The 14,735-nt window shown below is 63.5% G+C and carries 14 protein-coding genes; 9 read left to right on the forward strand and 5 right to left on the reverse strand.

The features are described from left to right. Positions 1 to 348: 348 nt before the first annotated feature. Positions 349 to 834 carry a nuclear transport factor 2 family protein gene (locus tag GGR03_RS18830; protein WP_183210312.1) on the reverse strand — a complete coding sequence of 162 codons (486 nt, stop codon included), beginning with the start codon at positions 832 to 834 and terminating at the stop codon, positions 349 to 351. A gap of 771 nt (positions 835 to 1,605) precedes the next feature. Between GGR03_RS18830 and GGR03_RS18835 the strand changes: the two genes are divergently transcribed. The 3 genes from GGR03_RS18835 to GGR03_RS18845 all read left to right on the forward strand — a co-directional run bounded on the left by GGR03_RS18835 (position 1,606) and on the right by GGR03_RS18845 (position 3,852). After that, positions 1,606 to 2,019, forward strand: a complete 414-nt coding sequence (locus tag GGR03_RS18835; RefSeq protein ID WP_183210313.1) for an MbcA/ParS/Xre antitoxin family protein — start codon at positions 1,606 to 1,608, stop codon at positions 2,017 to 2,019. Beyond that, positions 2,016 to 2,720 (forward strand): RES domain-containing protein, encoded by a 705-nt coding sequence (locus GGR03_RS18840; protein ID WP_183210314.1) that lies wholly within the window; start codon positions 2,016 to 2,018, stop codon positions 2,718 to 2,720. The genes GGR03_RS18835 and GGR03_RS18840 overlap by 4 nt, the downstream gene beginning before the upstream one ends. Before the next feature lie 307 nt (positions 2,721 to 3,027). Then, positions 3,028 to 3,852 (forward strand): DUF3626 domain-containing protein, encoded by an 825-nt coding sequence (locus GGR03_RS18845; protein ID WP_252920305.1) that lies wholly within the window; start codon positions 3,028 to 3,030, stop codon positions 3,850 to 3,852. Between the two features lie 242 nt (positions 3,853 to 4,094). Here the strand turns inward: GGR03_RS18845 and GGR03_RS18850 are convergent, their stop codons facing one another. Together GGR03_RS18850 and GGR03_RS18855 are read right to left on the reverse strand one after the other, a co-directional pair. After that, positions 4,095 to 4,577 (reverse strand): VOC family protein, encoded by a 483-nt coding sequence (locus tag GGR03_RS18850; RefSeq protein ID WP_183210315.1) that lies wholly within the window; start codon positions 4,575 to 4,577, stop codon positions 4,095 to 4,097. A gap of 52 nt (positions 4,578 to 4,629) precedes the next feature. After that, on the reverse strand, positions 4,630 to 5,373 hold the full coding sequence (locus GGR03_RS18855) for a Rossmann-fold NAD(P)-binding domain-containing protein (RefSeq protein WP_183210316.1): 744 nt from the start codon (positions 5,371 to 5,373) through the stop codon (positions 4,630 to 4,632). A gap of 511 nt (positions 5,374 to 5,884) precedes the next feature. On the opposite strand from GGR03_RS18855, the gene GGR03_RS24805 reads away from it, so the two are divergent. The 5 genes from GGR03_RS24805 (at position 5,885) to GGR03_RS18880 (ending at position 12,190) form a co-directional block, all read left to right on the forward strand. Further along, positions 5,885 to 6,715 (forward strand): helix-turn-helix domain-containing protein, encoded by an 831-nt coding sequence (locus GGR03_RS24805; RefSeq protein WP_183210317.1) that lies wholly within the window; start codon positions 5,885 to 5,887, stop codon positions 6,713 to 6,715. A 198-nt stretch (positions 6,716 to 6,913) separates the two neighbouring features. Further along, complete coding sequence (locus tag GGR03_RS18865) at positions 6,914 to 9,064, forward strand: TonB-dependent siderophore receptor (protein ID WP_183210318.1); 2,151 nt, start codon at positions 6,914 to 6,916, stop codon at positions 9,062 to 9,064. A 173-nt stretch (positions 9,065 to 9,237) separates the two neighbouring features. Continuing rightward, the gene (locus GGR03_RS18870; RefSeq protein ID WP_183210319.1) at positions 9,238 to 10,311 is read left to right on the forward strand and encodes an ABC transporter substrate-binding protein; all 1,074 of its coding nucleotides are present in this window, start codon (positions 9,238 to 9,240) and stop codon (positions 10,309 to 10,311) included. Next, on the forward strand, positions 10,308 to 11,381 hold the full coding sequence (locus GGR03_RS18875) for a FecCD family ABC transporter permease (RefSeq protein ID WP_183210320.1): 1,074 nt from the start codon (positions 10,308 to 10,310) through the stop codon (positions 11,379 to 11,381). Before GGR03_RS18870 ends, GGR03_RS18875 begins: the two co-directional genes overlap by 4 nt. Continuing rightward, a complete protein-coding gene (locus tag GGR03_RS18880) occupies positions 11,378 to 12,190 on the forward strand; it encodes an ATP-binding cassette domain-containing protein (RefSeq protein WP_183210321.1) in 813 nt (270 codons plus the stop codon). Before GGR03_RS18875 ends, GGR03_RS18880 begins: the two co-directional genes overlap by 4 nt. Here GGR03_RS18880 and GGR03_RS24810 read toward each other — a convergent pair. Then, positions 12,181 to 12,309 carry a hypothetical protein gene (locus GGR03_RS24810; RefSeq protein WP_343058917.1) on the reverse strand — a complete coding sequence of 43 codons (129 nt, stop codon included), beginning with the start codon at positions 12,307 to 12,309 and terminating at the stop codon, positions 12,181 to 12,183. The genes GGR03_RS18880 and GGR03_RS24810 overlap by 10 nt on opposite strands. Here GGR03_RS24810 and GGR03_RS18885 point away from each other — a divergent pair. Beyond that, positions 12,250 to 13,254, forward strand: coding sequence for a DUF2218 domain-containing protein (locus GGR03_RS18885; RefSeq protein WP_252920320.1), 1,005 nt, complete (start codon positions 12,250 to 12,252; stop codon positions 13,252 to 13,254). The two genes, GGR03_RS24810 and GGR03_RS18885, sit on opposite strands and share 60 nt — an antisense overlap. 365 nt (positions 13,255 to 13,619) lie before the next feature. On the opposite strand, the gene GGR03_RS18890 is transcribed toward GGR03_RS18885, so the two are convergent. Next, complete coding sequence (locus GGR03_RS18890; RefSeq protein ID WP_183210620.1) at positions 13,620 to 14,648, reverse strand: IS110 family RNA-guided transposase; 1,029 nt, start codon at positions 14,646 to 14,648, stop codon at positions 13,620 to 13,622. Between the last annotated feature and the right edge of the window lie 87 nt (positions 14,649 to 14,735).

Here is a 14,735-nt window from a genome sequence, read left to right on the forward strand (position 1 = left end):
GAGCCTGTTCCGACGTCAGCCCATGCTTCTTCGCGAAGTAGCTGACTTCATACGGCTCAGCTCGCTGAGACCTTCGCCCGGTCTCGCCCATCGGTCTTGCTCTTGTCGTCCGCCATGATGTCCTCCGCTGGTGGCGCTGTAGAGATGCGGCAGCCCGTCCGAATGTCGAGTGGTAAGGGGGCCTGCGGACTGCGTGGCGTGTTTCACGGCCAAAGGCGCTTGAAGATCTCGTCGATCGACCCTTGGACGACCACGCTGTTTCCGCCGACGAAGAAGACTCGGTGCGTTCCGCGCCCGCCTGTTTCATTCGATACTCGTTGTCGCATAACCACCAATTGAGTGGTACAACTAGGCAGAATCGCTATACTTTGGTTTTTCTGAGGGTAGAGAACCACTCAAATCGCGCGGGGCTAGCCTGATCCGGCAGCTTCTTTGGCCCGGAGGCTGTGGATCAGAACATCCCATTCTGATGAGTCGAGGAGACCGGATCGTCTGCAGCACATCCCAGTGTTCTACGATCTTTCCATCTGTATCCAAGCGGAAGATGTCGATTGCCGCGAAATCGTCTCCGCCCGGCCAATGCTGGAGACAATGAACAACCACGAAGTCTCCTTCCGCAATCACGCGCTTGATCTTTACGTGTTTACCGTACCACTCACGCGCCATTCGTTCGAAGTAGTCAATGAAGCCCTCCTTGTCATCTGCCACGTGCGGGTAGTGCTGGATATAGTCGTTGCCCGCGTAGTCCTGGATGGCCCTGCGTGGCAAACCTTCGTCAAATATCAGCTCGTAGAAACGGCGAACGTTGCGCTTATTCCGCTCAATGTCTGTCACCTTCCCAGCCTCCCACGCGTCGCTTGGAGCACCCTGCGATCGAACTCCCGCCGCAAAACGAACCGGGCGCAGCGCCTGCCGACCCCGCTTTGTCGCGAAGGGATCGATGAGCAAGGCGATTGATGCGCAGGACCTGCGCTGTCATCGGATCAAATTGACGGCGTTGGGGCTTCAGACAGTCACGCAGCTCGCGCCAGTCTGGCCAGTCGATATGCGAAAGACTTGCCCGCCTCAGCGCTCGCGAACGTCCTTCCGTAGTGGATCTCGTTCACTAACGGTTGGGATAGATAATGGTCAGGGCCGAACGTCGGGTAATACGCCCAGGCGGACCTGACGATCACGGCAATTTTGTCGACGAAGACATGGGCTTTCGCTGGCACCGAACGATTTGGCCCATGAATGTATGTCCGCTTATTAGCCTCGCCAACTTACTCCTGTGGGGCAACAATGGGTCGTGAGCCGCCCGTCCGCTTCTGAACGTCCGCTCACTTCGGTGCCAGCGACTGGAGGGGCCAGGACACGCCGGTGCCATCAAGTATTCAGGCGAGGCGCCGAGCTAGCGATGTGGTCACGACTTCTTGTGGAATCCCGCTGCGTCACATCCACGGAGGGGGACGTAAAGCTCTCGCAATTTCGGTTTGCCGGCAGATGCTGAGGCACAAGCTCTTGGTGTTTCAGCTAGCGCAGAGGCAGGCGTGGCTTCCGCTCGCTCCTGGTTGTCATTTGCGCGTCAAGTGTTAAATTGAGGACAAATGTCATCAGGGGTAGGCGATGGTAAATCTGATTGAGGTCACCTCCCACATCGGCGACTTCGTTTCCGAGCCGATCTCACACGAGGAAGGCGCAGCGTCCTTCCGCGCGGCCGTAAATCTGTTCGGGCGGTGGGGGATCACCGACGAGCAGGCGGCCACGCTTCTCGACATGAACGTTAGGACCTATCGACGATGGAAGGCGCAGGGGCCAAACGCCATGGGCCGCGACACCCGGACCCGCCTCTCGATCCTCATGGGCATCCACAAGGCGCTGCGGGTCATCTTCGGGAAGTCGGAGCGGGTCTACCAGTGGATCGACGCCCCGAACGCCCGCTTTGGCGATAGGACGGCTCTTGACGTCATGCTGAACGGGGAGATGACGGATCTTGTTCGCGTGCGCCGCTATCTGGACGCCGAGCGAGGGGCGTGGTGACCGCTGCGGTCCCCATCGAGCGGGTGACCTGGAACCGGGCGTCCCGCATCATCCGCAGCGTTTTCCCGCCGATCGACCTGTTCGAGGACATCGCAGAGCCGGAAGATTGGCCAGCAATCCTCTCCGCCGAGATGAAAACCAACCCGCGGCTCATGGAGTCGGTCGGGGAGCTGGACCGCGTCGATCCCGCGCACCGTGTCGGCGGCTCGGGGTCGAGCTACCTGATGGCTCCGTTCACGCACGTGTCGTCCTACCGGGCGAGCAGGTTATCCGACGGGAGCTTCGGGGTCCTCTATGTCGGACGCACGTTCGCTGTCGCCCTCTCGGAAACCATCCATCACCATGCGGTCTTCATGGCCGCCACGGACGAGCCGGAGAACTGGGACTGCCAGTTCCGAGAGATCGTCATCGACGTTGAGGCTGAGCTTCATTGCGTAGACGGGGTCTCCTCTCCAGAGCTTCTTCAGCCGGACGACTACGCGCGGAGCCAGACTTTCGCAGCCGCGATGCGGGCGGCGCGCTCTGGCGGTATCCGGTACCCGAGCGTCAGGTGCGCCAGCGGAACATGCGCGGCGCTGTTCCGTCCCGACCTGGCATCGAACGCCGTACAAGGCCGTCACCTCGACTACCACTGGAACGGAAGGGAGGTGGATTTCGTGCGGGACCACACGAAGGGAAAGGTGTTCCGCGTGGTGCGATAGTCGGCGTCGTGAGGAGGGTCTCTGAACACGCCGGAGAGGATGGTCGTACCTCTATCAAGTTTCCTTCGAGAGGTGGCCCACATCTAGGCTCGTGGTGCGTTGGCCGCGCCGTCCATTTCCGAAGTGAAGCAGCAGCCTGCCGCCCCTCCCGTCATTGGTAATTAATTCCGCTTTGGAGTCGAAAGCGGACAGGTGCCGGACGGCCGTCTAGGGTGGAAAGCGGACTGGCAGCTTTCGGCTTCGCTCTTGGATAAGCTGCCGTCGCAGCGTACCATCCAAACTATCGAAAGGCGGAAGGACTAGCCGGGTGGGCGATCCGGTCGAAGAAGCATTGACGCATCTGCGACAGCAGAGTTCCCCAGGCGCCGATGAGGTCCCTTGGCCGATTACGATCAATTTCCATCCAGACATCGCCGTCGGCGGCGAAGCGGTGATTGATCTGCTTGTCACGCATGGAACCTATCGATCCCAATTCGAGACCGGGACAAGCAGCGGTGGCCTTACGGCTTTTCGGGGTGGTGATCGGTGGAACTGGGAAAGCCGTATCTTCGGCTCTGCCTATGACGAGGGGCATCCTTCACTACGTCCGAAATACGGAGCGCTGAATCACCGGCATGATCCCGTCGGTGGCTCGAGGCGCTTTGGTTCGTGCCATTTTCGTATGGCTCAACATGTCCGCCCGAGAACGTCTTTCTGCTACCCCGACAGTCACCTGCAACCCCGCGATTTTGCCATCGATGACGTACGGCGACTGGTTCGTCTGGCGGAGGAAAATCAGTACGCTCTTGAACCGCTCGATAATTACGTCGAGGCGCACATCCATGGCCCTCTGATGATCGTAGACGACGTCGAGGCCATTGTTCTCGATCCCTCATTCCGCGCTACAGGTGTAGAGGAGGCTGCGCGATTACTTGGGTGCCGCGTGGAGTGGCATGAAGGCTTCTGCCTTTCGTTCGACCGTCTTGCCGATTGTAAGACGTTTCGGGGATCAGAAGCGGCAGATGCGATTGTTCGGATCGCGGTGGATAGCGCCGTCACACCGGCCATCCTCGGACGAGCGCGCGATCGGCTAATCGATTACCAAACGGCAAAATGGGTCTGGCACTGTATTGCCAAGTTCGGTCACGCATGAGCCTTCGTCCGCTTCCAGACGGATCGAACAGCGTACCAACCGTCTAAGAAGGGTCGTGAGCGGAACGGCAGCTTCCCAGCGTCTTCGTCCGAAACCTGCCGGTCCGCTTCCGGCTCAGCCTCGCCGAGCGGCGAATGGCTCGACCGGGTGGTTTGCGGACTGTCGGCCTCGGAGCGTATGAGTTTGGCAGCTGACAATCAGAAAGGGGCACGATGCTTGGTTCGGCGATCGTTGCATATCCGTCAACGCTCCTTCGCGGCTGCCGCGATCGTCGCGATGTCGATTTTCTGCATCGTCATCATCGCCGCGAAAGCACGCCTTGCCCGGTCGCGGTCGGAACTCGTCGTGAGATCCAGCAGAAGCCTTGGGGTGATCTGCCATGAGTGGCCCCAACGATCCTTGCACCACCCGCAGGCACTTTCCTGACCGCCGTTGCCGACGATCGCATCCCAATAGCGGTCGGTTTCCTCCTGGTCTTCGGTGACGACCATGAAGCAAACGGACTCGTTGGGCGTGAAGTCTGGGCCTCCGTTGAGGCCGACGAACTTTCGACCGAGCACGGTGAACTCGACGGTCAGATCGTCGCCCTCCTTGCCGCCGGGATAATCGGATGCAGCCGCATTCACCCGCTCAACCCGGCTGTCGGGGAAGAGCGACGCATAGAACGCTGCGGCTTTTGCCGCTTCGCCGTGATCGAACCAAAGGCATGTGACGAGTTCGGTCATTTCCAGGCTCCTCGTTCTCGCCCCGATACGGTCGCTGACTTTCGCCGAGGCGTCAGTTCGTCTTCGTTCGGGCGATAAGGTTGTCGACGTACTCGACGAGGGTTGTCTCCCCTTGCTTCGTACCTGTTGGCCTGTCCGCCCCTCCGTCGAGCGTCGCAGCGGTCATGCCTGCGAAGGATCGTGCTGCCTCCGCTGAGAAGCCGAGCTTCCGGAATGTGTCTTCCCATTCCTCAGGGGGTGTCACGGCGACCTCTACCCGACGACCCAGCGATGTGGCGAAGGCGTCCGCGACGTTTCGAGGCGTGTAACGCCCGGGACCCTCGGTGTGGATTGTTCCAGAGTTTGAAGGGCTCTGCATCAAGAGCGACGCAGCCTCCTTTCCCAGATCGGCCGGCGCAACCATGGGAAGCGCGAAATCAGCCGGAAACATGGAAGGCAGATTACCCTGGCGCGCGGCATCGACCATCGAGTCCCAATTGCTCATGTAGTATGCCCCGCGTTGGATCGTCACCGGGATCGGCTGCGCTCGGAGCGCTTCCTCGAACTCGTGGAGCACGCTGAGGTCGCCTTTGCCTCGTCCGGGCTGGGCACCGTAGGTCAATTGGGCAACCACCTTCTCCAGACCCGATCCGTTTAACGCTTCCACGATGGACGAAGCCGTCCTGCGCTCCTCTGTATCCGTATCGCCGCTGACCGGCGCGGGTGGGTTCAGGAGAAAGGCACGAGGTCCTGTTCGAAAGATTGCGCGAAGCGCAACGGCATCCCCGACGTCGACCACTGCGATTGACGCGCCCATGACTTGAAGCGGCGCCGCCGTTTGTCGTGGGGTTAATGCCGAAGGGGTCTTCCCGGATTCGGACGTCAGCTCTCGGAGCCTGATCTGAGTAAATCGAAGAGGCGGCCTGATCGATAACCGATCGACCGCCTCAGGCGTCCACTTCCTTTGCGCCGTTCGGCCTGATCGCGTAGAATGCAGGCAGTCCGCTTTCGGTTGATGCCGTCCGGATTGCTGCCTTCGAAGGAACTGCGCGGTCTGCTCGCCAACTCACCTTCGTCGACGCAGAACGACCGGGTAAGGACCGCTGTAGCCAGTTTGCGATCTGACATGCACTCGGCCGACACTGGCGGATTTTCTTGACCGTGTTACTCATGTTTCCCGAACGAGCCAGAATGCCGAAGGACGATGCTGCCTCGGCGGAGCCAGGACGGAGGCGGGCATCGACAGCCTACCCCATATTGTATCGACGCATCTCGGCGGGCGCCTTCGGATCGCTTCGGGCGACACGACCTATATCGAGCCGCTGCGCGTGACCGCACCGATCGGCGACGGCCTGAGGATCGTCGTAATGCTGGCGGGGGCGATGCGCCTACGCGCCGACGACGCGCGGCCGCTCGACTGCAGAGGTCCGACAAGTCTGGCGATCCTCAGCGATGGCGAGGCCGATCGCGATCAGCTCTTTCATGAAGGAGAGCGGTTCCGGGCGGTTCTCATCCAGATCGACCCGAGCCTCGTCGCAGCGGAAACCGGGGTCGATCCCGCCGGCTTGCTCCGTGACTCACAGGGGCGGGCCGAAACACGGCGGCTCGTCCTCAATGCCCGCCCCTCCGATCCGGCATCGCATGCCGTCGCAGCTCAGATCTTCGCCTGTCCGACCGGCAAGCGACACGATCTCTACCGTCTGTCCAAGGCGCTGGAGCTGACCGCGCTCGTTCTCGGCGGCTTCGAGGCGGATCGTTCACTCACCCGTCCAGGCCGGCTGACCGCTTGGGAGGCGGAGCGGATCCGACTCGCCCGGGATCTCCTCCTTGCATCGCTCAGCGACGCGCCGAACATGGCGCTGCTGGCTTCAAGCGCCGGCATGAATCCGTGGAAGCTCAGCCGGGGGTTTCGCTTGCTGTACGGCATGACACCCTACGCGCTCCTCCAGGAGGAACGGCTGCAGGCCGCCTTCCGTCTGCTCGTGAGCGCGCAATGGAGCGTCGGCCGGGCGGCGGCCGAAACGGGCTACAGCCAGACCCATTTCGCGACGCTCTTCCGCAAGCGGTTCGGCCTGTCGCCGCGGGAGTTGTTGCCGAAAGGCAGCTACAGCGAAGCCCAGGCCGCACCTTCGAAACGACCTAACTTTTCTAGAATGTAATTGTCAGGATTGCGAACATCGGCGTGTTGCGCACCTCGAGCGGCTCTTCCAATGAAGAAGGCGATGCGGGGCAGGGGCTTGCCGCAGGTCGTTGGCATTTGGGGACAAGCTTTCATGAAGAACACGGTCGCTAGACCTCGGTCCTATCGGCGCACGACGCTTCTCTTGGGGACTGCGCTTTCCGCTCTGACAATCGGCATGGCAGCCGCGCAGGAAGCGACGGTTATCGAACTGGACACGGTCCTTGTCGAGGGCGGAGGCAGTGGGGCGGCCGGCAGCGTTTCGCCGGAACGCGCCAACGGACCCGTGGAGGGCGTCGTCGCGTCCCGCAGCGCGACCGGCACCAAGACCGATACCCCGATCGTCGAAACGCCGCAGTCCATCAGCGTCGTCACCGCCGATCAGATCGAGATCCTGAATGCGCAGAACCCGAGCGAGGCCCTGCGCTACAATGCCGGCGTCCAAGTCGAGCGCTTCGGCGCCGATCCGCGCTACGACTGGATCAAGATCCGCGGCTTCGACGCGCCGGCCTATCTCGACGGTCTGCTTCTGCCGAACTCGACCTATGCCACGCCGCGCTACGAGCCTTACGGCATTGAGCGCCTGGAAGTGCTCAAAGGTCCGGCCTCGGTGCTCTACGGCCAGTCGCCTCCGGGCGGCCTCATCAACTTCGTCTCCAAGAAGCCGCTGAACGAAACGCAGCGCGAGGTCGAGTTCCAGGTCGGCAATCACAACCGCTTCCAGGGCGCCTTCGACTTCACCGGGCCCATCGACGACGAAGGGACCGTGCTCTACCGGCTGATCGGCCTCGGTCGTCTGTCCGACACCGAGGTCGATTTCGTCAACGACGATCGTGCCTTCATCGCGCCGAGCTTCACCTGGACACCGACGGCAGAGACCTCGTTGACGCTGAGCGCGTTCTATATCAAAGACGATGCCAAATCGCTTCAGTTCCTCCCTTCGCAGGGCACGCGCTTCCCTAACCCGAACGGTCAGATCCCACGCGAGCGCTTCATCGGCGATCCGGACTTTGACGACTTCGAGCGTGAGCAGTGGGGCATCGGCTACGAGTTCGAGCACCGGTTCACCGAGTCGCTGCTCGTGCGCCAGAACCTGCGCTACACCGATGTCGACGTGAGTCTGCCGGTGGTGCGCGGCTTCGGCTTCCCGAGCGTCGGCGGCGTGCCGACCAACTTCCGCAACGTCACCCGGCGCGCCGTGAACTTTGATGACGAGATCGGCGGACTGACCGTCGACAACCAGCTCGTCTACGATTTCACCACCGGTGCTTTCGAGCATACGCTGTTGGCCGGGCTCGACTACCGCCAGTTCGATTCCGACTTCAAGACCCACCTCGTGCCGACCTCGCCGCTCGACGTCTTCGATCCGGACTACAGCGCCGTGATCTTGCCGCCGCCGCTGACGGGTAACATCGATCAGAGCGTCGAGCAGACCGGCATCTATGTCCAGGACCAGATCCGCTACGATCGTCTGGTGCTGCTCCTCAGCGGCCGCCAGGACTGGGCCAGCAACGACACGCGCAACCGGATCACCGATGTCGAGGCATCCGCGGACGATGCCGAATTCACCTACCGCGTCGGCGCGCTCTACGAACTCGACCCCGGCATCTCGCCCTATCTCAGCTACTCGACGCTGTTCCAGCCGACAGTTGGCGTCGGCTTCTCCGGCGGTCTCTCATCCGTCGTGACCGGCGCCGGGGGCGCCGCTTTCGAACCGACCACAGGCGATCAGATCGAAGCCGGCGTGAAATACGAGCCGACCTTCATCGACGGACTATTCACCGCCTCGGTGTTCCAGATCGTGCAGGAGAACGTCCTGGTCGCCGACACCGCCAACCCGGGCTTCCAGACGCAGGCGGGTGCAGTTGAGGTTCGCGGCTTCGAGATCGAGGGCAAGGTGTCGCTGACCGACAATCTCGACCTGATCGCCTCCTATTCATACCTGGACAGCGAGATTACCGAGAACACCAACCCGCTCTTCGTGGGCAGCGACCTACCGGTGACACCGAACCATCAGGCGGCTGCCTTTGCGAGCTATACGTTCGACAGCGGCGCGCTTGGCGGGCTGACGCTCGGCGCCGGCGTTCGCTATTTCGGGGAGCACTGGGGAAACCTTGCCAACGATCTGCCGATCTCATCCTACACGCTGGTCGACGCCGTGGCGAACTACGACCTCGGCTATCTCGACGCTCGGCTCGAAGGCGCCGATATCGCGGTCAACGCGAGCAACCTCTTCGACAAGGACTACGTCTCGACATGCAACGATCTTGCTACCTGCTACTACGGCAACGGTCGTCAGGTGTTCGGCACGCTGCGCTACAAGTGGTAGGGTACGGGACGAGAAGCGGCTCGGCGCGCTGCAGTGGTGACGCTATGTCCCGTCCGATGCAGCTCCTTTCACCCGCGCCTCTAGGCGCTCTCGCACGTCGCTGGGGCGCGGTGATCGCTTTGATGTTCCTTGCGACGCTTTTTCCGTCGACGGGCGCTGGCGCGCAGGTGCAATTGACCGACATCGCCGGTCGCGCTGTGACGCTCCAGGAGCCGGCGGATCGCATCGTCGTCGGCTCTTCCATGAACCTGGAGGCATTGGCGCTCGCCCATCCCGACCCCATCGCCCTGATCGCCGGCTGGTCCGGTCTGACGGCGGTGATGGACGAGGCGCAGGCAACAGCGCTTCGGCGTCTTCATCCGGATATCGACGCGATCCCGCTGGTCGGCAGGATGTCGCTCGACACGGTGTCGTTCGAGACGATTGTTGCCCTTGAGCCGGATGCCGTGCTGCTCAACGTCTACGACATTGGCGGCGCGGCGGAGGGCGCAAGCGCGAGCCCGATGGTGCAGCACTTCGAGGCGGCCGGCATCCCAGTGATCGTGGTCGACTTCTTCGTGGAGCCGCTCGCGAACTCGACGCAGAGCCTTCGCATCCTCGGGCAGATGCTGGGCACCGAAGCGCATGTTGCCGGCTTCCTCGACTTCTACGAGGGGCGCATGGCGGCGATCATAGGCCGTCTTGCCGAGGCCGATTCTACGCTCGAGCGCCCGGCCATCTTCATGCACGCCCACGCCGCCGGTCCTGATTGCTGCTATTCGCCCGGCCAGGGCGCGCTTGACGGTTTCATCCGCGCTGCGGGCGGCCACAACATCGGCGCCGACCTCCTCACGACGCCGACTGGGCAGCTTAGCCTCGAATATGTGCTGTCGCGCGATCCGGACGTCTACGTCGCAACCGGCGGTTATGCCCGCGGCTCGGCGAGCGGCTTCACCCTCGGGCGCAATGTGGAGGAGGTGTCAGTCCAAGCGGGGTTCGAACGCCTACTCGAGCGCCCCGGGATTGCCGCGCTGAGCGCCGTCAACGAGGGACGTGCACATGGGATCTGGCACGACTTCACCCACTCGCCGCTGCATCTCGTTGCCATCGAGGTGATGGCGCGCTGGTTTCACCCGGAGCTGTTTTCCGATCTGGACCCGCGGGAGACGCTCGCCGAAATCAACGCGCGCTTCCTCGCCATTCCACTTGAAGGCGCCTTCTGGATCGATGCGGCGGCCGGTCCTCGCCCGCACGCCGGCGCTCGATGACATCGGGCACGCCGGAGATACAGACAGTGGCCACGACCGCCGCGGAGGCCGGATACCGGGCGCTTCTGCGCCGGCGCCTCGTGCTCGTCGCCGTGCTCCTCGTCACCTGCCTCTGCGGTTTCGCAATCGACCTCGTAACCGGTCCCTCAGCGATGACGCTAGCCGACACGTTCGGCGCGCTGGTCGACCCGGCCGCCTATCCGGCATCGACGCAGGTTATCGTCTGGCAGATCCGGTTGCCCGTGGCGCTGATCGCGCTTCTCGTCGGCGCCGCGCTCGCCCTGTCCGGCGCCGAAATGCAGACGATCCTCAACAACCCGCTCGCCAGTCCCTTCACCCTCGGCGTTTCGTCCGCCGCCTCGCTCGGCGCCGCAGTCGCGATCGTCCTCGGGCTCGGCGTGCCTGGCCTGCCGCCGGCATTCCTGATCACCAGCAACGCGTTCGTGTTCGCCTTCGCCTCCGTCCTCCTCATCCAGGCGCTCGGCCGGCGCGTCACCGGCGGGCCGGACAACCTCGTTCTCCTCGGCATCGCGCTCGTCTTCACATTCGAGGCCGCGGTCTCGCTCCTTCAGTTTGTGGCATCCGCCGACGCGCTGCAGCAACTCGTCTTCTGGAGCATGGGCAGCCTCGCGCGCGCCAACTGGCTGGCGATCGCGATCCTCTCGGGCGTGCTCGTCCTGACGCTGCCCTTCTCGCTCGCCTCCGCCTGGCGCATGACGGCCTTGCGCCTTGGCGAGGATCGAGCCCGCTCCTTCGGGATCGACGTCGGGCGGCTGCGCCTGTTTTCGCTGCTGCGCATCAGCCTTCTGGCGGCCACCGCTGTGTCTTTCGTTGGCACCATCGCCTTCATCGGCCTCGTCGGACCGCACATCGCCCGCATGCTGATCGGCGAGGACCACCGCTTCTTCCTGCCGGCAAGTGCACTCGTTGGTGCCACCGTGATGGCCTTCGCCAGCATCGCCTCCAAGACGCTGATCCCCGGCATCGTGATCCCGATCAGCATCCTCACCGCCGCAGTCGGCCTGCCGGTGTTCTTCTCGTTGATTCTGACGCGGCGGGAACGGCTGTGACGGCGGCTGACGCCTTTGACATCGTCGATCTGCGGGTACGGTACGGACGCCGCGAGGTCATCGGCGGCCTGAACCTTTCCGGGATACGGCGTGGTTCACTTACCGCGCTCGTCGGCCCGAACGCTGCCGGCAAGTCGACGCTCCTGAAGGCGCTCGCCGGTCTCCTGCCGGCATCAGGCTCTATCCGCCTCGGCGGCGCCGACCTCCAACGACTTTCGCTGACCGAACGCGCCGCACGCGTCGCCTTCATGCCGCAGCAAATTCCGGTCGGCGTTTCTCTGACCGTTCTTGAAGCCGCGATGGCCGCCCTCAAGGCGACTCCGACGGGGGACGCCGCAGACCCGTCGGATCGCGCTGTCCTCTCGCGGGCCATGGCTGTCCTGTCGCGGTTCGGGATCGCGGAACTGGCGCTCGAGCCTCTTGACCGGCTATCCGGCGGGCAGCGCCAGCTTGCCAGCCTAGCGCAGGCCGTGGTCCGCGAGCCCGAGCTTCTGCTTCTCGACGAGCCCACTAGCGCCCTCGACCTCAAGCACCAGTTGCGCGTCATGCGCATCGTGCGCGAGATCGCATCCTCAAGCCGCATGGTCGTTGCCGTGCTGCACGATCTGGCGCTTGCCGCACAATTCGCCGACCGTATCGTGGTGCTTTCGCAGGGCGCCGTTCGCGCCGACGGGCCGCCCGAGGCGGCCGTCACCCATACCATGTTGCGCGATGTCTACGGCGTCCTCGCGCGGGTCGAGCGCTGCTCTCAAGGGCGTCTTCAGATCATGGTCGATGGCGAATCCCCGACGCAGGACAATTATGCATGACCATGCTCGTTGCCCAGGCCGATGTCGCGCTGCCGGACGCCGGCCTCTACCTCCAGCCGATCTGCGACCACCTCGGTGAGCACGGGGCCGAAATCGAAAAGGGCGAGACGGTTGTCCATGTGCGCTTCGAAGGCAGCCGCGGCACCCTGCAAGCCGTTCCGGGTCGCCTGCTTCTCAAGGCCGAGGCGCAGCTCCTGTCGGATCTCATTTCCTTGCGCGCATCGCTAGCCAGTCATCTCGTGGAGTTCGCGGGCAAGGCGGCCGGCCGCATCGTGTGGACCGGCGACGGCAGCGACGTCACTAGCCCAGGTGAGTTCCGGCTTATGAAGGTGGCGGGCGTCCAGACCATTGCGCCCGCGATGCGGCGGCTGACGCTCAGCGGTGAGGATCTGGCGCGCTTCTCTACCGCACAGAACCTGCACTGCAAGCTGCTGTTCGCGCCGGCGGGCCGCGGGCCGGTTTGGCCGAAGGTCGGACCGGACGGGCTGATCCACTGGCCCACGGGCGAGGACAAGCTCCTCGTGCGCAAGTACACCATCCGTCACGTCGACGCCGAGCGCGGGACGATCGCGATCGATTTCGTCCTCCACGCCGATGCCGGCCCGGGATCGGCGTTCGGCGAGAACGCCGTCGTTGGCGATGTGGTGGGCGTCATCGGACCCGGCGGCCTCGGCATCCGTCCGGCCGACTGGTATCTTCTGGCGGGCGACGAAACAGCGCTTCCCGCCATCGCCCGGATACTCGAAAGCCTTCCCTCGAGCGCCCGTGGTATCGCCCTGATCGAGGTGCCGGACCGGCATTATGTCCAGGACCTCGATGCGCCGAGCGGGATCGCCATTCGATGGCTTTCGCGCGACGGCGTCCCTGCAGGCTCTACTACGGATCTTGCCGACGCGGTGGCCACTGTGCAGATCCCCGCCTCTCCGACCCGCGTCTTTGCCTGGGCCGGAACCGAGTTCACCGCCTTCCGATCCATCCGCGCGCATTTGCGCCAGGCGGTCGGGCTGCGGGCGGACCAACACCATGTCGTTGCCTACTGGCGCCGTTCTGAAACAAAATTTTAAGGGGTGTCACCCGCCCCACACTCGAACCAACCTTGTTCGAATGTCTGCTTCCAGGAAGCGGCAATTGTGAACGCAATGTCTGCGAAGGGTCGGAACCGGAACGGCATCTGTGGACGCCCCTCCGGACGCAAGCGGTTTTTTGGCGGTAGGCACGATGTCGGATGCTGCCATCTGTCCGGCCTCCTGATGCAGCCATCGGCTGCGGGCCCGTATGGGAGTTCGCGGACTGGATCCACATCAGCTTTGCGCGCTTGGATAGCGCTCTGCCGTTCCCTGGTTCTTCCAGCCCCGTCTCGCCGACTGTAGCGCCATACCCTCCTTCGACCGACCTCGCGTGCCCGACAGCCTCTGACGTCGATCCCGGCTTACACCGCGACCGCTGCCGGAGCTCGGTAACTTCCGCCCTTCGCCAGAAGGGCCCAGACAATGCGCGCCATCTTGTTGGCGAGCGCCACCGTCACCAGCATGCGCGGCTTGCGCGCCAGCATTCGTTCCAGCCACGATCCCTTGGGAACTCCACGATGTGCCGCCTGTTTGACGACGGCGCTGGCGCCGATGATCAGCAGGCGGCGCAGCGTTCGCTCGCCCATCTTCGACGTCGCGCCGAGCTTCTGTTTGCCTCCGGTCGATCGCTGCAACGGTGTCAGACCCAGCCAGGCGGCGAAGTCGCGACCCTTGGCGAAGGTCTCGGCAGTGGGAGCAAGGGCGGTCAACGCTGTCGCGGTGATCGGCCCGATGCCAGGAATGGTCATCAGCCGGCGCGCCGTCTCGTCCTCGCGGGCACGGCGAGCGATCTCCCGGTCAAGATTCGCGATCCGCTCGTCCAACTCGGCCAGGAGATCCAGCATCACGCGGAACATCGCGACCGCCGTCGCCGGTAAGGCTGCCATCTCCTCCTCGAGCATATCGCCGAGCATCGAGACGTAGGACACTCCCTTCGGCGCCACCCAACCGTACTCGGTGAGGTGTCCCCGGATGGCGTTGACGAGCTGGGTTCGCTGGCGAACCAAGAGATCGCGGGTCCGGAACACGAGGGCGGACGCCTGCTGCTCCTCGCTCTTCACGGCCACGAAGCGCATGGTTGGGCGCTGCGCTGCCTCGCAAATCGCTTCGGCATCCACCGTATCGTTCTTCTGCCGCTTCACGAACGGCTTGACGTACGCGGGCGGGATCAGCCGTACGTCATGGCCGAGCGCCATTAGCTCACGGCCCCAATGATGCGCACCGCCGCAGGCTTCCATAGCCACGGTGCAACGCGGTTGTGCGGCGAAGAAGTCGAGCACCTTCGCCCGGCTCAGCCGCTTCGAGAAAACGCCTCGACCGCGTGTATCCGAACCGTGCGCATGGAACACATTCTTCGCGATATCCAGACCGATCGTGGTAACCTCAGACACGGACGCCTCCCTTCGAATGGTTGCAACACTCCATTCTGGCACAGCGATGCCGTCAGGGGGCGTCCACCCCATCAGCTTTCGGTCGGG

Source organism: Aurantimonas endophytica (assembly GCF_014196845.1).
In the GTDB taxonomy this organism is placed as follows: Bacteria; Pseudomonadota; Alphaproteobacteria; order Rhizobiales; family Rhizobiaceae; genus Aurantimonas; species Aurantimonas endophytica.